Consider the following 18,897-nt stretch of genomic DNA (forward strand, 5'->3'; position numbering starts at 1 on the left):
GGAACGACGACGAACACCATGCCCGACGAAGCCCCGGCGAACATCGCCGAAGCGTACAAGTCCGCGTTCCGCGGGCACCCGGCCGGCGTCGCCGTCATCACCGCCGAGGGGCCGGACGGTCCGACCGGACTCACCGCCTCGAGCGTCGCGAGCGTGGCTGTGGACCCGCCGGTCCTCGTCTTCTCGCTGTCCACGAACTCCGGGTCCGCCGGGGTCGTGCTCGGCGCTCCGGTCTTCGTCGTGCACCTGGTCGACTCGCTCAGCGTGGCGCTCGCCCGGCGGTTCGCCTCGACCGGCAGCCCGACCGCTGACGACCCGATCTGGGGCACCCTGCCCTCGGGTGACCGCTACCTGCCCAGTGCCGCGAGCGCGCTGCGGTGCCGCCCGCTCTCCACGACCCCGATCGGCAGCTCGACCGTCGTCGTCGCCGAGGTCCTCGACATCGTCGTCGGCCTCGAGCACGGCGAGCCGCTGGTCTACCACAACCGGGAATTCCACTCCCTCACCGATCGTTCCCGGCTCTCGTGAGCCGCGGAATCCCATCCGCAACCCACTGATCGAAAGGACCTCACATGGCTGAGTACACCCTGCCGGAGCTGCCGTACGACTACGCCGCACTCGAGCCGCACATCAGCGGCAAGATCATGCAGCTGCACCACGACAAGCACCACCAGGCCTACGTGACCGGAGCGAACACCGCGCTGCAGCAGCTCGGTGAAGCGCGCGAGTCGGGCAACTTCGGTGCGATCAACAAGCTCGAGAAGGACCTGGCGTTCCACCTCGGTGGCCACGTCAACCACTCGATCTTCTGGACCAACCTCGGCCCGGACACGAAGGTCCCCGAGGGTGAGCTCGCCGCGGCGATCGACGAGTTCTTCGGCTCGTTCGACACCTTCAAGGCGCAGTTCGCCGCCGTCGCGAACGGCATCCAGGGCTCCGGCTGGGCCGTCCTGGCCTGGGACACCGTCGGCCAGAAGCTGACCACGTTCCAGCTGTTCGACCAGCAGGCCAACGTGCCGTTCGGCCTCGTGCCGATCTTCCTGCTCGACATGTGGGAGCACGCCTTCTACCTCGACTACCTCAACGTCAAGGCGGACTACGTGAAGGCCGTCTGGAACATCGTCGACTGGGAGAACGTCGCGGCGCGCTTCGCCAACGCGAAGTCGCAGTCGTTCGTGACGCTCTGATCCACCGATCGCGGGTCGCGTGACGCGACCGACGGACGAACGGGAGGCACGGTGCCAGCTGGCACCGTGCCTCCCGTTCGTGCATCACGCCGCGGTGACTGCCGCGCCGGCGGCGAGCCGGTCGGCGATCGCCCGGAGCGCGGCGTCGGTGTCGGCGCGCTCGCGGTCGACGATCGCGGTCCACTGGGCACCGCGGGCAGTCGTCACGGCGTCGCGTGCGACGCGCTCGGCGGCCTCGGCGTCGTAGCCGTGTGCGAGGCACCACGCGGCGACCGCTGCCACGTGGTCCCGGTGCAGACCGCGTTGCTGGACCCGGCCGTCCATCGCCTCGACGGACCCGAGCTCGAAGGTGAGCCGGGCCGCGAGTGCTCGGTGCGGGTCGTCGAGGCGACCGAAGCTGGTCACCAAGTAGTCAGCGAGGGCGGAGCGGTCTGCAGCGGGATCGAGCGCAGCGTGGCAGACCGTGTCCGCCAGGTGCACGACGACCGAGTCGATGAGGGCGTCGCGGGAGCCGAAGTGGTAGACGATCGGGTACGCACTGGTGCCCAGGATGCGCCCGAGGCTGCGGACCGAGACGTCCTCGAGCTTGGTGTCCAGCAGGTGCAGGGTGACCTTCTCGAGGATCGCCGGCTTGAGCGTCGGGTCGGGCTTCCGGGGCATGGCATCTCCGTCGGATCGTCGGCGGCGGGCACAGGACCCGCCACATGGTGGCATTGCGTATGTTACCGGTCGGGCAGTGCGATTGGCCACCACGACGAGGGTCCGTGCGGTCCCGAAAACGGAGCTTTACTCGGTTCCCCGTACACTGGGGCAGATGTCCATGCCGCAAGAGGCCTCCGTGCCCGTGTCGCAGCCCGAGGGGACCCGTGCCGGACGGGTGGTCGCGGGCCGCCGTCGTGGCGCCGGAAAACGGTTCCTGGTCATCGGCGACGTCCTGGACGGGGTGCTCGTGCAGACGACCGCGCACACCATCGGGGTGCACGACCCCGCCGCCGTGATCCGCCACCGACCGACGGGTGCCGCCGGCAACACCGCCGCCTGGCTCGGCTGGCTCGGTGCCGAGGTGGACCTCGTCGCGCGGGTCGGCGTCGACGACGTCTACCGGCACGAGCGCTCGTTGGAGGACGCCGGTGTCCGCCCGCACCTGCGCTACGACGCGATGACCTCCACCGGGGTCGTGGTGTCCGTGCGCAACGACAGCGGCCGCACGGCGATGTCCGACCCGGCCGCGAGCGGGAAGCTCACGGCTGCCGACGTCCCCGAGGCCGTGGCCCGACGCGCGGACATCGTGCACCTGACCGGGCACGCGATGCTCGGTGGTGGCGCCGACCGCATCGCGTCCCTGGTCGCCCGCGCCCGGACGGGATCTGCCCGGGTGTCGCTCGACCCGTCCTCGGCAGCGATCGTCCGGTCGGTCGGTGCCCCCGCCTTCCTCGAGGCCCTCGTCGGCGTCGACGTCCTCTTCCCCGGCCGGCAGGAGGCCCTCGAACTGACCGGGACGACCGACCTCGACGACGCGGTGCGGCGACTCACCGAGCACGTGCCGCTCGTGGTGGTCACGGTGGGCGCCGACGGCGTGCTGGTGGGGCGACGCGGACGGAGCGTGCACCGCGTCCCCGCGACGCCGGCCACGGTCGTCGACACGGTCGGCGCCGGTGACGCGTTCGCCGCGGGCTTCGTGCGTGCCTGGGCGACCGATCCCGTGCGCGTCGGAGCGGCTGCACGTGAGGGCACCCGCGTCGCGGCCCGAGCACTCGGGTTCGTGGGTGGTCGTCCACCGGTGTGACGGGCAGTCGCCAGACCGGCACCGACACGGACTTGGCCGGCCCGTCGCGTGGGGTCCGGTGTGTCAGTGCTCGGCGGGCTCCGCCACGACGGTGAGGGTCTGGACCCGTCCTGCCGCTCCAGGGGCGAGCCGGATCTCGACGCGCAACCGCCCGCAGGTGCCGGGCAGCCACCACCGCAGGTGCGACGGCGTCGACGACTGCTCCGCGACGGGAGCGGCGGTCAGGTCGGCACCCACCTCGGCCACCGCCGCCGCGATCGCCCGCCGGCGTCGGTCGTAGGGGACGTCCATCGCCACGTTCGGCGTGCAGACCACGTCCGCTCCGTCGTCCTGCCAGTCGGCCAGGAGGCCCGTCACGGCAACCTGCGCGGCTCGCGTCGCCCGGATGGTCGGCTCGGCGCCGGGGCGGCGCACCGGTCCGGTCGTCGTGTCGCCGTGCCCGTCGGACGCCGCCGGACGCGTTGCGTCCAGGAGCAGGTCGTGTGCCTGCTGGGCAGCGGTGGAGACCTTCGCCTGCGTGGCGTTCTCGAACGCGACGACACCGAGACCCGTCTGCGCGGACCAGCGCATGTGTGCCGAGAACCCCGGGTAGCCGCCGGAGTGCGAGACGAGTTCGCCGAACCGGTCGTCCTGTTCGACGAACAGTCCGAAGCCGTAGGCCGTGGCGCGTGACGAGCCGGGGACGACGGACGACGGCACGACCCGCATCGCCTGCTGCATGAGCCGGCGGTCGGCGGGGGAGACCGGGCCGGGTTCCGGAGCATCGGAGGACGCCGACCCGAGGTGCGTGGCCCACCGTGCGAGGTCGCGGACGGTGGAGAACAGTCCGCCGATCGACGAGAACGCACCCGGGCCGGTCATCGGCAGGGGCTCCCAGTCGCCGTCGTGCGGGCGGAACCCGGTGACGACCGGTCCCTGCGCCTCGGCCGCGCTGAACACCGTGTGGTCGAGACCGAGCGGTCGGAGCACGGTGTCATGTGCTGCCTGGGTGAACGGACGGCCGGTGACGACGGCGACGACCCGACCGAGCAGCGCGTAGCCGAGGTTCGAGTACGCGAACCGGGTGCCGGGCACGGAGTCGAACAGCAGACCGCCGCGCAGGACGTCGTCGAGCTCGGCGTCGCTGATCGACTCCTGCCGGTCCGCCCAGGGGTCGTCGGTGGGGAAGCCGGCCGACATGGTCAGCAGCATCCGCACGGTCGGCACGGGGGAGTCCGGTGTGGGCAGGGGCACCGCGCCGAACGCCGGGACGAACGCGGTGATCGGCGCGTCGAGGTCCAGTCGGCCGTCGGACACCAGCGTCAGCAGCGTCGCCGCGGTGACGCTCTTCGTGCACGATGCGATCCGGTAGACGGTGTCGGCGTCCGGCCGCTGCCCGTCGCCGCGGTCGCCGTGGCCCCCGGAAGTGACGAGACCCGTCCGGTCGAACACACCCCACGCACTGCTCGGCGCGACGCCACGGTCGACACGGTCACAGAAGAGCGCGTCGACCTGCGCGACGGCGGTGTCCCACGGGCTCATGACCGACGCATCTCGGCGTACGCGTCGAGCGCGCGCTGCCGGGTCGCCTTGAGGTCGACCATCGGCTCGGGCCGGAGCTCCTCCGACGGCACCCACCGGTGCACGTACTCGCGGTGCGGGTCGAAGCGCTCGAGCTGCCGGTCGGGGTTGAACACCCGGAAGTACGGCGCCGCGTCGAAGCCCGACCCGGCGACCCACTGCCAGTTCGCGGCGTTGTTGGCGGAGTCGGCGTCGACGAGGGTGTCCCAGAACCACTGCTCGCCCACCCGCCAGTCGACGAGCAGGTTCTTGACGAGGAAGCTCGCGGTCGCCAACCGGACACGGTTGTGCATGGCGCCGGAGTGCCACAGCTCGCGCATACCGGCGTCGACGAGGTCGAACCCGGTCGTCCCGGTGCGCCACCGGTCGACCTCGGCATCGGGGGCGTCCCGCCACGGGAACGCGTCGAACTCACGACGCACGTTCACCGTCGTGATGTCCTCGCAGTGGAAGTACTCGTTCCAGTTGAACTCGCGCCAGGCCAGCTGTCGCAGGAAGGCGGAGGCGTTCTGGCGCTGCTCGGGCTCGAGCGCTCCGTGCAGCCGGTGCCACACCTGGTACGGGCTGACCTCGCCCCAGCGCAGGTGCGGGGACAGGTCGCTCGTGGCGGCCATGGCGGGTTCGTCGCGCTGGTCGTAGTCCTCGAGCGCATGGGTGACGAAGTGCTCGAGCCGCTGGTGTGCGCCGTGCTCGCCGGGCTCCCAGGCATCGCGGAGTCCGCCGGCCCAGTCGGGGCGGGTCGGCAGGAGGTCCCACTGGCTCAGGTCGTCGCTCGCGACGCGGGCAGGGGCGGGCAGGTCGCGGGGCTTCGGGAGCGGGTGCCGTGGTTCCGGCATCGCCTGGGCAGCGCGCCAGAACGGGGTGAACACCTTGTACGGCTCGCCCTGTCCGGTGCGGACGGTCCACGGTTCCCAGAGCAGGCTCGCCGCGAAGCTGTGCGCCTCGATGCCGCGGTCGTGCAGGGCGCTCTTGATGCCGGCGTCGACCTCGCGCTCGGCCGGACCGTACCGACGGTTCCAGAACACGGCGTCGGCACCGGTGTCGGCGACGAGGGTGTCGATCACCGCGGCGGCCGCACCCCGTCGCAGCACCAGCCGCGAGTCACGGTCACGCAGTTCGCCGTCCAGCGCGGTGAGCGAGTGGTGGAGCCACCAACGGCTCGCCGCGCCCGCGGGACGGATGCCGGGGGATTCGTCGTCGAGGACGTAGACCACCGTGACGTCGCCGCCGTGGTCGATCGCGGCACGAAGTGCGGGGTTGTCGGCCAGCCGCAGGTCGTCGCGGAGCCAGACCAGTGCGCCGGTCACACCGCTGCCGGGTCCGACTCGGAGACCGACCGCGCGACGGCCCGTCGGCCCGGGGCGGTGCCGACCGCGAGGCGCAGCTTCGTGCAGAGCTCGGTGAGCGTGCGGAGTTCGGCGTCGGACAGTCCGGCGCCGACCTGCTGCGCGATGCTCGCCGCGTGCTGCACGGCCACCTGGCGGTAGACGTCGAACCCGTGCGGGGTGAGGGCCACGATGACGCCGCGGGCATCGGACGGATCCGGCTGCTTCTCGACGATCCCGCGGGCGAGCAGGCGATCGACCAGACGGCTCACGCTCGGCTGGGTGAGGAGCAGGTGGCCGGTGAGGTCACGCATGCGGCAGCGTCGACCGGGCTGCGTCGACAGGTTGAAGCAGACGTCGTACTCGTTGAAGGAGATCTCGCCGCCGGGGAAGTCCGCGTTGAGGCTCCGCATCACGGTGACCTGGGCGCGGAACAGTGATTCCCAGGCAGCGACGGCGGTCGCCTTCTCGCTGCGGCGTGACTCGCTCACGATGGCGCTCCCCTCTGGTCGGACGGTCCGTCCACACTACCGACGGCCCCCGACAGGCGCGGGTTCGACATGCATGCGCTCCGACATGCACGAGGGCCGGCCGCTCTTCCGAGCGACCGGCCCTCTCCCTTGCACCAAGAGTTTCCTGCAATCACATTCCGCAGGCGGTGCCACAGCAAACACCGTCTGCACCACCGACTGTATAACGAAGCGGTAACGGCGCGCTAGCCTCCCCGTGCGTCGTTCGCTGCGAGTTCACCAAGAGCGACCGATCAGGATCAGAAGAGGTCGGGCGACGGCGTCGAGGCGTAGCGCACGGCCACGTCGGCGTGCCGGTCGAACCGGTAGCCCACGCCGCGGACGGTGCGGACGATCTCCTCGAACGCGCCGAGCTTGGAGCGGAGACGACGCACGTGCACGTCGATGGTGCGCTCGTTCGGGGTCTCGTCCTCGCCGTCCGACCACAGGCCGTCGATGATGGCCGAGCGGTCCACCGTCTGGCCCTCGCGCAGCACCAGGAACTGCAGGAGTTCGAACTCCTTGTAGGTCAGGGGTGCTGCGTCGCCGTCGAGCGTGACGCGCTTGCGGGAGATGTCGATGACGACCCCGGTCTCCTCCGGCTCGGGCTTCTCGGCCTGCTTGCGGGCGGCGACCGCGGACCGGTCCTGCAGGGCCAGTCGGACGACGTCGACGTCACGGCCACCGGACTGCTCCGCGGCGACGGCGACGGCCGCGTAGGTCTCCGAGTTCGGCACCAGCTGCGCGGTCAGTGCCTTCAGCTGCTCGACGACGGCTGCGAGCGTCGTGCCGGCCGCTGCCGCCTTCGCCTCGTCGATCCCGACGTAGAGCGCGAAGCCACGGGCCTCGGTGCCCTCGGGCAGGGAGCGGTTGCGCTGCGGTGCGACGACCGGGCTGGTCGGCACGCTCGTCTGTCCGGTCGTGGCCGGTGTCGCGGGACGCGGACGGATCGGGGTGACCGTCCCGAGGTCGGTCGGCGCCGGAGCGGCGGTGCGGAGCGCGGTGCGGGGCTGGGCGATGGTGAGCGACATGGTGGTTCTCCGGGCGATGTGGCCGGTGCGCGTGTGGCGCTGGCGGCGGTGTCGAATGCGTCGACCCGGGTACGGCTGGATGCCGATGTGCCCTGCGGTCCTGCTGCGGACCGGGGCGGACCCGGGGGAACGGGAGACAGACCTCGTGACGTGGTGCGCGTCGCCGACGGTGTCCGTCACCCGGGGATCACACGCTCGCGACCGGGGTGGTGTCGCGGGGGATCCGGCTGGAACGGGTGCCGATCAGGCACACATTCGACAACGCATGACGGCGACCGGCATCATCATGCCGGCAGTCCCCTGGACCTCGGAGAGGACGCGGGTGGACACGGTTGCAGTCATGGGACGAGTATCGGCGGTATACCAAGGTGGTGTCAACCGTCCGAGCAGACGGTGCGTTCCGCGCACCGGTGGCGGTGGACCGGGCTGACGGACGACGGGAGGCCCGTGGCGGTGTCGCCACGGGCCTCCCGTCGATCGTCGGTGACGTCGACTGCCTACTCGGCCAGACCGTAGAGGCGGTCGCCGGCGTCGCCGAGACCGGGGACGATGTACCCGTTCTCGTCGAGCTTCTCGTCGAGGGCACCGAGGACGATCGAGACGTTGCGGTCGCCGACGGCCTCTTCGACCATGGCGAGCCCCTCCGGCGCACCGAGGATGCACACGCAGGTGATCTCCTCGGCACCGCGTGCGAACAGGAAGTCGATGGCAGCGGCGAGGGTCCCGCCGGTGGCCAGCATCGGGTCGAGCACGAAGCACTGACGGCCGGACAGGTCGTCGGGCAGGCGCTCGGCGTAGGTCTGCGGCTCGAGCGTCTCCTCGTTGCGGGCCATGCCGAGGAACCCGACCTCGGCCGTCGGCACGAGCTTGACCATGCCCTCGAGCATGCCGAGGCCGGCACGCAGGATCGGGACGACGAGCGGACGCGGCTTGGCGATCGAGACGCCCATGGTGTGCGCCACGGGGGTGTCGATCGGCGTCGCGGTGACTCGGACGTTCCGCGTGGCCTCGTACGCGAGGAGCGTGACGAGCTCTTCGGTCAGGGCGCGGAACGTGGGGGAGGGTGTGGTCCGGTCGCGGAGCACCGAGAGCTTGTGGGTGATGAGCGGGTGGTCGGCGACGTGGACTCGCATAGGGTCGAGCCTACCGTGCTGCCGACCACCTGGAGGTCCCGTGGAAGCGCCCGCTGCCCGTCCGTTCGTCCCGGCGATGGAGCGCGCGCTCGACGAGGCCCGGGCCTGCCTGGCGACCGGCGACGTGCCCGTGGGCGCGGTGGTGCTCGACCGCGACGGCGTCGTCGTCGCCGTCGGCCGGAACGAGCGCGAGGCGCTGCAGGACCCGACCGCCCACGCCGAGGTGCTCGCGCTCCGCGCGGCCGCCGCGGTCACGGGGGACTGGCACCTCGACGAGCACACGCTCGTCGTGACCCTCGAGCCGTGCCCGATGTGCGCCGGGGCGATCCTGGCCGCGCGTGTGCCGCGCGTCGTGTTCGGCGCCTGGGACCCGAAGGCGGGCGCGACCGGCAGCGTCTACGACATCGCCAGGGACCGTCGGCTGCCGCATCGTTCCGAGGTCGTCGGCGGCGTGCTCGAACGCGAGTGCGCCGCGCTGCTCGACGCGTTCTTCAGTCAGCGGCGAGGATGACGATCGCCTCGGTCGGCGGGCGCGGACCGGTGCGGAGCACGTCGGGCTCGACGTAGATGACCCGGGCGATCGGCACCGCGGAGCGCACCCGCTGCTCGACCGTGTCGATGCCCGCGGCGACGTCCCCCAGGCGGCGGTCGCCGTCGACGGCGACCTTCACGCCGACCATCAGCTCGTCCGGGCCCAGGTACAGGGTCTTGATGTGGATGATCGAGTCGACCTCCGGGCCGTCGAGCACCGCGTGCTTGATCCGCTCGACGTCGGCGGCGGTCGCGCCTTCCCCGACGAGGAGGCTCTTCGTCTCGATGCCCAGGACGACCGCGACGGCGATGAGCAGGGCGGCGATGAAGATCGTGCCGATCGCGTCGAAGACGCCGTTGCCGGTGATCGCGGTCAGCCCGACGCCGAAGAGTGCGAACACCAGGCCGAGCAGTGCCGCGGTGTCCTCGAGCATGACGACGGGCAGCTCCGGGGCCTTGGCGCGGCGGACGAACTGGACCCAGCTGAGCGTGCCCTTCTGCGGCCGGGCCTCCTTCAGCGCGGTGCGGAGCGAGAAGCCCTCGAGCCCGATCGCGATGACGAGCACGACGAGCGGCAGCCACCAGTTCTCGAGCGGGTGCGGGTGGGCGAGCTTCTCGATGCCCTCGTAGAGCGAGAAGACGCCGCCGACGGAGAACAGGATGATCGAGACGACGAAGGCGTAGACGTAGCGCTCGCGGCCGTAGCCGAACGGGTGCTCCTCGTCGGCGGCGCGGCGCGCCCGGCGACCACCGAGCAGCAGGAGGAGCTGGTTCGCGGAGTCGGCCAGGGAGTGCACGCCCTCGGCCAGCATCGACGCGGACCCGCTGATCGCCGCCGCGACGAACTTCACGATCGCGATGCCGACGTTCGCACCGAGTGCGGCGAGGATCGCCTTCGTGCCTCCTGAAGCGCTCACAGCTGTACCCTTCTCCCGATCTGGAAGACGATCCTAGGCGAGGCCGGTCGGTAGGGTCGGGAGCATGACGATCGACCTGCCCCGTACCGCCCTGCTCGGCGTCGGCTCCATGTCCGGCTCGGTCCTCGACGGCCTGCTCGCCGCCGGACTCGACCCGGCGACCGTGACCCTCACGACGAAGTCCGAGGCGTCGGCGGCCGCCCACCGGGAGCGCGGGCTCGACGCCACCGCGAGCGACACCGACCCCGACGCGAACCGCTCGGCCGTCCGTGGCGCGGCACTCGTCGTCGTCGGTGTGAAGCCGTACGTGATCGCGGACCTGCTCGACGAGGTCGCCGCCGACCTGGAGCCCGGTGCGGTGCTGGTCAGCGTGGCGGTCGGCACCACCACCGCGAGCATGGAGGCGCGGGTGCCGGCCGGGGTCCGCGTCGTCCGAGCGCTGCCGAACACGCCGATCGGCGTCGGCCACGGCGTCACCGGGATCAGCGCCGGGGCATCGGCGGACGCCGAGGCCGTCGCGCTCGCGTCGTCGGTGTTCACGGCGTCAGGACGGGTGCTCGAGGTGCCCGAGGCGCAGCTCGACGCCCTGTCGGCGGTGTCCGGCTCGGGCCCGGCCTACGTCTTCCTGCTCGTCGAGGAGTGGCAGCGTGCCGCGGAGGCGCTGGGCTTCGCCCCCGAGCAGGCGGCCGCGATGGTGCAGGGCACGCTCCGGGGTGCCGTCGAGCTGCTCGACCGGTCGGATCGCGGACCCGCAGACCTGCGGCGTGCCGTCACGAGCCCGAAGGGCACCACCGAGCGGGCCGTCGCGGTGCTGCAGGACGCCGACCTGGCCGACACGTTCCTGCGCGCGTCGCGCGCGGCGATCGCTCGCGCGGAGGAGATCGCGGCGTCGTAGCCGCGGTCGGGACTACTCGTAGGCGGCGAAGCGCTCCAGGTCCGTCTCGGACCCCGAGACGATGATCACGTCGTTCTCGCCGATGATGCTCTCCGGCGTCGCAGGCACGAACGGGCTGCCCGGCGGCTTGATGCCGAGCACCGTCAGGCCGAACCGCGTGCGGATCACCGTGGTCGCGAGGTCCTTGCCGCGCACCGCCCGCGGCGGGAACATCTTCACCACCGCGAAGTCGTCGTCGAACTCGATGAAGTCGAGCATGCGCCCGGACACCAGGTGCGCCGTGCGCTCGCCGGCCTCGCGCTCCGGGTAGACGACGTGGTTCGCGCCGATGCGGGACAGGATCGTGCCGTGCGACCGGCTGATGGCCTTCGCCCAGATCTGTGGGATACCGAGGTCGACCAGGTTCGCGGTGATCAGCACGCTCGACTCCAGGTCGCTGCCCGTGCCGACGACCGCGATCGCGAAGTCCTGCGCACCGATCTGGCGCAGGGCGTCGATGTCCGTCGCATCGGCCTGCACGGCGTGCGTGACCCGGTCCGACCACTTCTGCACCAGGCCCGGGTCGGTGTCGACGACCAGCACCTCGCGGTCCTGCCGTTCGAGCTGACCGGCGGTGGCGGCGCCGAACCGGCCGAGGCCGATGACGAGCACGGGTGCGTCGTGACTGATCGCACCCATCGGGTGCGGGGGACGGGTTCGGTCAGCCAACGATCGGCCTCTCCTCGGGACGGCGGAACAGTTGCCGGCTCTGACTCGCGGCCAGGGCTGCGGCGATGGTCACTGTACCGACCCGGCCGAGGAACATGGTGGCGGCCAGGACGTACTTGCCGGACTCGGGCAGGTTCGCGGAGACACCCGAGGACAGCCCACTGGTGGAGAACGCCGAGATCACCTCGAACAGGACACGGTCGAGCGAATCGTCCGTGATCTGCAGGAGCACCACGGTCGCGACGGCCACGATCGTCGCCCCCCAGAGCACGATGGCGACCGCGACCCGCAGCACGTCGCTCGGGATGCGGCGGCCGAACGCCTCCATGCTCTGCCGCCCCCGGGCCTCGGCGACCGCGGCGAGGAACAGCACGGCGAGCGTCGTGACCTTGATGCCGCCGGCGGTCGAGGCCGACCCGCCGCCGATGAACATGAGCATGTCGGTGACGAGCAGGCTCGAGCCGTTCAGCTGGTCGAAGTCGACGAGCGAGAAGCCACCGGACCGCGTCATCGTCGACAGGAAGAGGGCCTGGAACGCGGTCCGGCCGGCCCCTTCCTCGCCGAAGGTCGTCGGGTTCGACGCCTCGAGCGCGGTGTAGACGATCGCACCGCCGATGAGCAGGACGGCGCTCGTGGCCAGCGTGAGCTTGACGTGGATGGGCCAGCGGCGCGGCGTGCGGAGCTGCTTCGTCAGGGTGCGGATGACCGGGAAGCCGATCGACCCCGCGACGACACCGATCATCAGGAGCGTCAGGAACCAGTAGTCGTGGGCGAACGGGTCGAGGCCGTCCGCGTTCGGTGAGAAGCCGGTGTTCGTGAACGCCATGGCGGCGTAGTAGAAGGAGTCACCGACCGCGGTCCAGAACGGGATGCCGGCGATCAGCACGGACGGCAGCAGCAGCAAGCCGAGGACGATCTCGATCGACAGGGTGCTCACCGCGACCGTGGCGAGCAGGGTGCCGACCTCGCCGAGGCGGACGGCCTGCCCCTCGGGGACCGCCCCGTGGTGGGTGCGGAGCGGGTTCGAGTCGCCGGCGGCCATCAGCTTCGCGCGGAGCCCGAGCTTGCGGGTCACGAAGAGCCCGAGGATCGACGCGAAGGTCAGGACGCCCACCGCACCGATCTGCGTCCCGATCACCACGAGGACCTTGCCGAACACCGACCAGTGCGTGGCCATGTCGACGGTCGCGAGGCCCGTGACGCAGACCACCGACGCCGCCGTGAACAGCGCGTCGGAGAAGTGCGTGCCGGTCCCGTCGGCTGCCGCCCACGGGGTCATGAACAGCGATGTGAACACGAAGATGAGGGCGACGAACACCAGGATCGCCAGACGTGACGGCGACGAGCGCAGGACCGTCGCGATCCGTCCGCCGCGTCGTCGGGTGACGGTCACGTGCCGCGGGAGCGGCTCGGTACGGTCGAGCATCGTATGCCTCCGAGGACATGGGCCGGGACGGTTCGTCATGGTACATCCGTGGTGCCCCGGCTAGCCTTGCCCGCATGGCCGACATCTTCTCCGTCGTGGCGGACCCCACGAGGCGCGAGCTGCTCGGGACCCTCCTCGCCGCGTACGGATCGGACGTCACCGGCGGGGAACTCAGCGTCGGGCAACTGGTCGAACGACTGGGCGTCAGCCAGCCGACGGTGTCGAAGCACCTCCGGGTCCTGCGCGACATCGGACTCGTCACCAGCCGTGAAGAAGGGCAGCACCGCTTCTACCGGCTCGACCCGGAACCGCTCGTGTCGCTGGAGGACTGGGTCTTGCCGTTCACCGGCGCGGTCGACGCCGACGGCATGCCCGCGACCACGGCCTGGACCCCCGACGGTCAGCCCGTGTCCGTCCGCCGGAACGGTGCTGCCGGCAAGACCACCGTCGAGGTCGGGACCGAGCTCGGGCGTGTCATGGCCGAGGCGTCCTACCGGGCCACCGCGGCGATCTCCGGTGCGCAGCAGGGCTGGGAGCGTGTCGTCGACCGCAGCCGCAAGCGCTTCACTCGCCGCGGCGACGAAGACTGAGCCTGGACACTGGGTCGCACGCGCCTCTACAGTTGCCAGTGACCACACAGGTCACACCAAACCCGTGCGCGGATCGCGTGCGAGCCACCGAAGGCGGATCATGACCGGCAGTTTCGACGACGTGCGCTTCCTCACCGTCGCTGAGGTCGCCGAGATGATGCGTGTCTCGAAGATGACCGTGTACCGCATGGTCCACGCCGGTGAGCTCCCCGCCATCCGTTTCGGCCGGTCCTTCCGTGTCCCCGAGTCAGCCGTCGCCGACGTGCTGCGCGGCGGCATCGCAGACGTCGGCTGAGCGCACACCCGTCCGTTCCGGGCGCGTTCGACATCGCGTCAGCCCTCCGGTAGACTCGGCCGGGTTGATTTTCCGCGGTCTCGACGGCCCGGTGTCCGATACATCAGCACAGTCCGAGCGAGGTCCACATGGGTTCTGTCATCAAGAAGCGTCGCAAGCGCATGGCGAAGAAGAAGCACCGCAAGCTGCTTCGCAAGACGCGCCACCAGCGTCGCAACAAGAAGTAGGCCCCGAGCCTGCAGCGTCAAGCCCCGGTTCGCCGGGGCTTTCGCATTCCCCAGGGGACGCGGACCGCGGGCTACGCTGGAGCCATGCCCGCAGTGACGTTCCTGACGAAGCCCGGATGCCACCTCTGCGACGACGCACGGCCCGTGGTCGAACGCGTCGTCGCCGAACACCCCGGCGTGACCCTGCAGGAACGCTCGATCCTCGACGACGACGCCCTTCGCCAGGAGTACGCGGAGGACATCCCCGTCGTGCTGGTCGACGGGCGCGTCCACAGCAACTGGCACGTCGACGCCGACCGGCTCGCACGTGCCCTCGAGAAGGCCGGTTCCCCCGCATGATCTCCCACGTCGTCGCCTGGACCCTGCGCGAAGACCTCGACCGCGCCGCGACCATCGCCCGGATCCGCGAACTCCTGACCGGCCTGACCGGCACCATCGGGTCGATCCGTTCGCTCGAGGTCGTCGAGAACGTCGCTTACCCGGAGAAGAACAGCGACGTCGCCGTCGTCGCGTCGTTCGACGACCTCGCCGGACTCGACGAGTACCAGGTGCACCCGGACCACCAGGCTGCCGCAGCCGAGATCCGTGGACTGGTCACGGGGCGGGCTGCCATCGACTGGCAGAGCTGAGCCGGGCCTCCCGTCCCGCCCCCGGCGCTGCGTGCGCTGCGGCGCTTCGTGAGCAGAAATGGTCGCCTCCCGCATCGGGAGGCGACCATTCCTGTTCACCATGTGCGCTCGCGCGGGGCGCCGCGCGACGTGCGCTCGCGCGGGGCGCCGCGCGACGTGACTACGGCGTCAGGCGCGTCGGTCCACGGAAGAGGTACGTGACCTCACGGATGGACGGCTCACCCAACATGAGCATGAGCACGCGCGCAAGGCCCATGCCGAACCCACCGTGCGGCGGCACGCCGTAGCGGAAGAAGTCGAGGTACCAGCCGAGCTCCTCGGGGTCGAGGCCCTTCTCGACGGCCTGCGCCTCGAGCACGTCGACGCGGTGCTCGCGCTGTGCGCCCGTGGAGATCTCCGCGCCGTTGAAGATGAGGTCGTAGCTGTTCGTGAGCGAGGGGTCGCCCGGCTTGCGCATGTGGTAGTACGGCCGGATCGAGGCGTCGTACTCGGTGACGAACACGAACTCCGAACCGTGGTGCTCCTTCGCCCAGGCGGCGACGCGGCGCTCACCCTCGGGGTCCAGGTCGCCGTCGGCGCGGACGACGTCGTGGCCGCTGTCGGCCACGATCTTCCGGGCCTCGGCCAGGGTCACGCGGGGGAACGGCGTCGCGGGGACCTGCAGCTCGAAGCCGAAGACCTCCTCGATGTCCTTGCCGTGCTTCTCCTTGACCGCGGTGATGCCGGCGACCAGGACTTCTTCGTGCATCGCCATGACGTCTTCGTGGGACTCGATCCACGAGAACTCGGCGTCGACGCTCGTGAACTCGGTCGCGTGGCGGCTCGTGAAGGAGGGGTCCGCGCGGAACGCGTCGGCGATCTCGAACACGGCGCCGAAGCCGGCCGGCTGGGCCATCTGCTTGAAGTTCTGCGGCGACTGCGCCAGGTAGGCGGTCGTCTCGAAGTACTCGAGCTGGAAGAGCTCGGCGCGCGACTCGGACGCCGACGCCATCAGCTTCGGGGTGTGGATCTCGATGTAGTCGCGGTCCACCCAGTAGGTGCGGAACGCGTGCTCCAGGGTCGTCTGGATGCGGAAGATGAGGTTCTGCTTGCGGTTGCGCAGATCGAGGAAGCGCCAGTCGAGCCGCTTGTCGAGCGACGAGTCGTCGGCGATCGGGGTCTCCGGGATCGCGGCGCTCACCACCTCGAGCGTGCCGACCTTGACCTCGAGCCCGCCGAGCTTGACGCGCTCGTCGTGCTTCAGGGTGCCGGTGGCGTGGATGAAGGTGCCGTGGGCGAGGGCCGAGATCTCGGTGGTGGTGGCGAGCGCGGCCTGGGCGGCGTCGTCACCGTCCTCGGCCTCGCGCGTGGCGGGGTTCACGAGCTGGACGGCGCCGGATTCGTCGCGGAGGACGACGAACTGCACCTTCTTCTGGTCTCGGACGGTCTCGACCCATCCGGCCACGGAGACGGGGCCGTCGGGGAGGGCAGCGAGGTCGGCGATGCGGGTGCGTTCGATCACGGTGGTCGAGTCTAACCGTCTGCGTCCGGCGGCGTCGGTCCGCAGGGTGTTCCCCTCCACAGGGCGGCTCGCTTCCGGCGTCGTCCACAGGTCTGACCGGGAGGCCCGTGGGGCGTCGCGTGGGTCCGTAGCGTTCTCGACGTGGCCGGGTCGCGAGACGAGAGGGGGGACCGGGTGGGGACGGGGACGGGGGAGCTCGCGACCTGGCCGCCTGCGGCGATCGCGACGATCGTCGCGTCGTTGTTGGCGCTCGGAGGCACCACGACGGCAACGGTCTGGTCGTTCATGCGGTGGCGGCGAGAGCACCGTGCGATCGAGCGAGCGTACGTCTGGCAACAGGTTGTCTGGGCAGCGGAGATGGTGTCGTCCGACGACGTCGGCAAGGCCGAGATCGGACGGATGGTCGCGGGCGCGATGTACGACATGCAGATTCATGGACGGGTCGACGATCCAGGTGTGAGTGTCCTGGTACGAACACTCGGAGAAGAGGAACGCGATGCAACGCATGTTCATGCACATGACCGGTGAGGAACGCCGGCGTGCGCAGGTCCGGCTCAACCAGGTCATCCTCGACGCGTACCCGAAGCGGAAGGCGCGGAAGATGATCGCCATGTTCGAGCGGGTGGAGGCACGTCTGGAGTACTCCCCGGAAGAAGCAGCCGAGGCTGAGCGGCGATGGCTCGCGCGGTACGAGCGCTCAGGGAAGCGAAGCGCGGAGTGACCCCAGGGTGCCGATGAACTCCTCGGCCATGCCGGCGCGCTCGACGAGCTTGGCGTGCCGGGCCCGGGCATCGTCGAGGTACTCGTCGAGGCGTGCAGCCAGCGCGGGCTCGTCGTCGGGGTCCTTCGCCGCCAGCGCATCGACGACCCGCAGCAGGTCCGCCATCTCGTCGAGCGTGAACCCGAGTGGCTTCATGCGGCGGATCACGAGCAGCCGGTCCAGGTCCTGCGCGGTGTAGACCCGGAACCCGCCCGTGGTGCGGCCGCTCGGCACGAGCAGCCCGACCTCGTCGTAGTGGCGGATCGTCCGCAGGGACATGCCGGCACGGTCCGCCAGCTCGCCGATGTGCATCGTGTCCGGGGTGTCGGTGGTGCTCACGGTGCACAACTCTACCCTCACGTGAGGGTAGAGTTCCGATCGATGTCCGTGATCACACACGCGCCGGCGGCCCCGAGCGTCCTCACCGCCCTCCGCTCACCCCGCATGCTCACCCGCGAGGTCCTCGCCGGTGTCGTCACCGCGCTCGCGCTCATCCCCGAGGCGATCTCGTTCTCCGTCGTCGCCGGGGTCGACCCCGCGGTGGGCCTGTTCTCGAGCGTCATCATCGCGGTCGTCATCTCGATCGTCGGCGGCCGTCCGGCGATGGTGTCCGCCGCGGCCGGTTCGGTGGCCCTGGTCATCGCGCCGCTCGTCCGCGAACACGGCATCGAGTACCTCGTGCCCGCGATCGTCCTCGGCGGCGTGTTCCAGCTCGTGCTCGGGTTCCTCGGGGTCGCGCGCCTGATGCGCTTCATCCCGCGCAGCGTCAACGTGGCGTTCGTCAACGCGTTGGCCATCCTCATCTTCACCGCGCAGCTGCCCAACCTGCTCGGCCCCGACGTCCCGTTCGTCGTCTGGCCGCTCACCGCCCTCGGCATCGCGATCATCGTCGGCTTCCCGTTCCTGACCAAGGCGGTGCCCGCGCCGCTCATCGCGGTCGTCGTGATCACCGGCATCACGATGCTCTTCAGCGTCGTCGTCCCCACGGTCGGCGACGAGGGCGAACTGCCCACCGCACTACCCGGGTTCAACGGCATCGTCACCCCGTTCTCCTTCGAGACGCTGCAGATCATCGCGCCGTACGCGTTCGGCGTCGCGATCGTCGGCCTCATCGAGACCCTGTTGACCGCGCAGCTCGTCGACTCCATCACCGAGACCGGCTCGAGCAAGTGGCGGGAGTCCTGGGGGCAGGGCGTCGCCAACATCGCGTCGGCGTTCTTCGGCGGGACGGGTGGTTGCGCGATGATCGGCCAGACGGTCATCAACGTGAAGACCGCGGGCGCACGGACCCGGATCTCGACCTTCGTCGCCGGTGCTTCCGTACTCGTCCTGACGATCGTGCTGCACGACCTCGTGGCCGAGATCCCGATGGCCGCGCTGACCGCCGTGATGCTCATGGTGTGCGTGGCGACCTTCGACTGGCACAGCATCCGTCCGCGCACCCTGCGGCGGATGCCCCTCGGGGAGACCGCCGTCATGCTCATCACCGTCGTGGTGGTCGTCGTGACCGAGAACCTCGCGACCGGCGTGCTCGTCGGGGTCGTCGTCGCAGCACTGGTCTTCGCTCGCCGGGCGGCCCACGTCGTCACCGTCGTCCGCGAGCCGGTCGACGAGCACACCGTGCGGTACCGGGTGCGCGGCGCCCTGTTCTTCGCGTCGTCGAACGACGTCGTCACGCGGTTCTCCTACGCCGAGGACCCGGAGCACGTGGTCATCGACCTGTCCGACGCGCACGTCTTCGACGCCTCGACGGTCGCGGCACTGGACGGCGTCGAGCAGCGGTTCGCCAAGCACGGGTCCACGGTCGAGGTCGTGGGCCTCAACACCGGGTCGGTGGCCATCCACGGGCGGTTGTCGGGCGAGCTCGGCTGAGCGCTTCCGCATCCG

The 18,897-nt window shown here is 70.7% G+C and carries 24 protein-coding genes; 13 read left to right on the forward strand and 11 right to left on the reverse strand.

What is annotated here, in order from left to right:
- The first annotated feature begins 18 nt into the window (after positions 1-18).
- Both EDF33_RS10795 and EDF33_RS10800 read left to right on the forward strand, forming a co-directional pair.
- The gene (locus tag EDF33_RS10795) at positions 19-528 is read left to right on the forward strand and encodes a flavin reductase family protein (protein ID WP_111084301.1); all 510 of its coding nucleotides are present in this window, start codon (positions 19-21) and stop codon (positions 526-528) included.
- A 44-nt stretch (positions 529-572) separates the two neighbouring features.
- Complete coding sequence (locus tag EDF33_RS10800) at positions 573-1,187, forward strand: superoxide dismutase (protein WP_111084300.1); 615 nt, start codon at positions 573-575, stop codon at positions 1,185-1,187.
- Positions 1,188-1,271: 84 nt separating this feature from the next.
- Here the strand turns inward: EDF33_RS10800 and EDF33_RS10805 are convergent, their stop codons facing one another.
- Positions 1,272-1,847 carry a hypothetical protein gene (locus EDF33_RS10805; protein ID WP_132100039.1) on the reverse strand — a complete coding sequence of 192 codons (576 nt, stop codon included), beginning with the start codon at positions 1,845-1,847 and terminating at the stop codon, positions 1,272-1,274.
- 154 nt (positions 1,848-2,001) lie between these two features.
- Here EDF33_RS10805 and EDF33_RS10810 point away from each other — a divergent pair, with 154 nt between their 5' ends.
- Positions 2,002-2,973 (forward strand): PfkB family carbohydrate kinase, encoded by a 972-nt coding sequence (locus EDF33_RS10810; protein ID WP_165901360.1) that lies wholly within the window; start codon positions 2,002-2,004, stop codon positions 2,971-2,973.
- 63 nt (positions 2,974-3,036) lie between these two features.
- On the opposite strand, the gene EDF33_RS10815 is transcribed toward EDF33_RS10810, so the two are convergent.
- The 5 genes from EDF33_RS10815 to upp all read right to left on the reverse strand — a co-directional run bounded on the left by EDF33_RS10815 (position 3,037) and on the right by upp (position 8,531).
- The gene (locus EDF33_RS10815; RefSeq protein ID WP_132100041.1) at positions 3,037-4,494 is read right to left on the reverse strand and encodes a serine hydrolase domain-containing protein; all 1,458 of its coding nucleotides are present in this window, start codon (positions 4,492-4,494) and stop codon (positions 3,037-3,039) included.
- Positions 4,491-5,840, reverse strand: coding sequence for a deoxyribodipyrimidine photo-lyase (locus EDF33_RS10820; RefSeq protein WP_131879322.1), 1,350 nt, complete (start codon positions 5,838-5,840; stop codon positions 4,491-4,493). Before EDF33_RS10820 ends, EDF33_RS10815 begins: the two co-directional genes overlap by 4 nt.
- Positions 5,837-6,349 carry a MarR family winged helix-turn-helix transcriptional regulator gene (locus tag EDF33_RS10825; RefSeq protein ID WP_123338832.1) on the reverse strand — a complete coding sequence of 171 codons (513 nt, stop codon included), beginning with the start codon at positions 6,347-6,349 and terminating at the stop codon, positions 5,837-5,839. The genes EDF33_RS10820 and EDF33_RS10825 overlap by 4 nt, the downstream gene beginning before the upstream one ends.
- Before the next feature lie 278 nt (positions 6,350-6,627).
- Entirely contained in the window at positions 6,628-7,398 is a 771-nt protein-coding gene (locus tag EDF33_RS10830; RefSeq protein ID WP_123292081.1) for a winged helix-turn-helix domain-containing protein, read from the reverse strand.
- A gap of 497 nt (positions 7,399-7,895) precedes the next feature.
- On the reverse strand, positions 7,896-8,531 hold the full coding sequence (gene upp / locus EDF33_RS10835) for a uracil phosphoribosyltransferase (RefSeq protein ID WP_111084293.1): 636 nt from the start codon (positions 8,529-8,531) through the stop codon (positions 7,896-7,898).
- A 76-nt stretch (positions 8,532-8,607) separates the two neighbouring features.
- On the opposite strand from upp, the gene EDF33_RS10840 reads away from it, so the two are divergent.
- A complete protein-coding gene (locus EDF33_RS10840; RefSeq protein WP_123938773.1) occupies positions 8,608-9,042 on the forward strand; it encodes a nucleoside deaminase in 435 nt (144 codons plus the stop codon).
- On the opposite strand, the gene EDF33_RS10845 is transcribed toward EDF33_RS10840, so the two are convergent.
- The gene (locus EDF33_RS10845; RefSeq protein WP_123292082.1) at positions 9,023-9,979 is read right to left on the reverse strand and encodes a cation diffusion facilitator family transporter; all 957 of its coding nucleotides are present in this window, start codon (positions 9,977-9,979) and stop codon (positions 9,023-9,025) included. The two genes, EDF33_RS10840 and EDF33_RS10845, sit on opposite strands and share 20 nt — an antisense overlap.
- 64 nt (positions 9,980-10,043) lie before the next feature.
- Between EDF33_RS10845 and proC the strand changes: the two genes are divergently transcribed.
- Positions 10,044-10,874 carry a pyrroline-5-carboxylate reductase gene (gene proC, locus EDF33_RS10850; RefSeq protein WP_123292083.1) on the forward strand — a complete coding sequence of 277 codons (831 nt, stop codon included), beginning with the start codon at positions 10,044-10,046 and terminating at the stop codon, positions 10,872-10,874.
- Positions 10,875-10,886: 12 nt separating this feature from the next.
- Here the strand turns inward: proC and EDF33_RS10855 are convergent, their stop codons facing one another.
- Positions 10,887-11,552, reverse strand: a complete 666-nt coding sequence (locus EDF33_RS10855; protein ID WP_111084290.1) for a TrkA family potassium uptake protein — start codon at positions 11,550-11,552, stop codon at positions 10,887-10,889.
- Between the two features lie 22 nt (positions 11,553-11,574).
- Positions 11,575-13,008: a potassium transporter TrkG gene (locus tag EDF33_RS10860; RefSeq protein ID WP_123938603.1), complete on the reverse strand. Its 1,434-nt coding sequence runs from the start codon at positions 13,006-13,008 to the stop codon at positions 11,575-11,577.
- Between the two features lie 74 nt (positions 13,009-13,082).
- On the opposite strand from EDF33_RS10860, the gene EDF33_RS10865 reads away from it, so the two are divergent.
- From EDF33_RS10865 to EDF33_RS10885, 5 genes are all read left to right on the forward strand, one after another.
- Positions 13,083-13,598, forward strand: a complete 516-nt coding sequence (locus EDF33_RS10865) for a metalloregulator ArsR/SmtB family transcription factor (protein ID WP_123292085.1) — start codon at positions 13,083-13,085, stop codon at positions 13,596-13,598.
- A 100-nt stretch (positions 13,599-13,698) separates the two neighbouring features.
- Positions 13,699-13,893, forward strand: a complete 195-nt coding sequence (locus tag EDF33_RS10870; protein ID WP_022902482.1) for a helix-turn-helix domain-containing protein — start codon at positions 13,699-13,701, stop codon at positions 13,891-13,893.
- Positions 13,894-14,021: 128 nt separating this feature from the next.
- Positions 14,022-14,120 carry an AURKAIP1/COX24 domain-containing protein gene (locus EDF33_RS10875; RefSeq protein WP_003792170.1) on the forward strand — a complete coding sequence of 33 codons (99 nt, stop codon included), beginning with the start codon at positions 14,022-14,024 and terminating at the stop codon, positions 14,118-14,120.
- Positions 14,121-14,204: 84 nt separating this feature from the next.
- Positions 14,205-14,459: a glutaredoxin family protein gene (locus EDF33_RS10880; RefSeq protein ID WP_123338836.1), complete on the forward strand. Its 255-nt coding sequence runs from the start codon at positions 14,205-14,207 to the stop codon at positions 14,457-14,459.
- Positions 14,456-14,749 carry a Dabb family protein gene (locus EDF33_RS10885; protein WP_123292087.1) on the forward strand — a complete coding sequence of 98 codons (294 nt, stop codon included), beginning with the start codon at positions 14,456-14,458 and terminating at the stop codon, positions 14,747-14,749. The genes EDF33_RS10880 and EDF33_RS10885 overlap by 4 nt, the downstream gene beginning before the upstream one ends.
- Positions 14,750-14,909: 160 nt before the next feature.
- Here the strand turns inward: EDF33_RS10885 and aspS are convergent, their stop codons facing one another.
- Positions 14,910-16,250 (reverse strand): aspartate--tRNA(Asn) ligase, encoded by a 1,341-nt coding sequence (gene aspS, locus EDF33_RS10890; protein ID WP_132100042.1) that lies wholly within the window; start codon positions 16,248-16,250, stop codon positions 14,910-14,912.
- Positions 16,251-16,391: 141 nt separating this feature from the next.
- On the opposite strand from aspS, the gene EDF33_RS10895 reads away from it, so the two are divergent.
- Together EDF33_RS10895 and EDF33_RS10900 are read left to right on the forward strand one after the other, a co-directional pair.
- Positions 16,392-16,778 carry a hypothetical protein gene (locus tag EDF33_RS10895; RefSeq protein ID WP_132100043.1) on the forward strand — a complete coding sequence of 129 codons (387 nt, stop codon included), beginning with the start codon at positions 16,392-16,394 and terminating at the stop codon, positions 16,776-16,778.
- Positions 16,768-16,971: a hypothetical protein gene (locus EDF33_RS10900; protein WP_132100044.1), complete on the forward strand. Its 204-nt coding sequence runs from the start codon at positions 16,768-16,770 to the stop codon at positions 16,969-16,971. Before EDF33_RS10895 ends, EDF33_RS10900 begins: the two co-directional genes overlap by 11 nt.
- Here the strand turns inward: EDF33_RS10900 and EDF33_RS10905 are convergent.
- Positions 16,948-17,322, reverse strand: a complete 375-nt coding sequence (locus EDF33_RS10905) for a MerR family transcriptional regulator (protein WP_111084475.1) — start codon at positions 17,320-17,322, stop codon at positions 16,948-16,950. The two genes, EDF33_RS10900 and EDF33_RS10905, sit on opposite strands and share 24 nt — an antisense overlap.
- Positions 17,323-17,391: 69 nt before the next feature.
- On the opposite strand from EDF33_RS10905, the gene EDF33_RS10910 reads away from it, so the two are divergent.
- Positions 17,392-18,882 (forward strand): SulP family inorganic anion transporter, encoded by a 1,491-nt coding sequence (locus tag EDF33_RS10910; protein WP_132100045.1) that lies wholly within the window; start codon positions 17,392-17,394, stop codon positions 18,880-18,882.
- The last annotated feature ends 15 nt before the right edge of the window (positions 18,883-18,897 follow it).

This window comes from Curtobacterium sp. PhB146, assembly GCF_004342995.1.
GTDB lineage: Bacteria > Actinomycetota > Actinomycetes > Actinomycetales > Microbacteriaceae > Curtobacterium.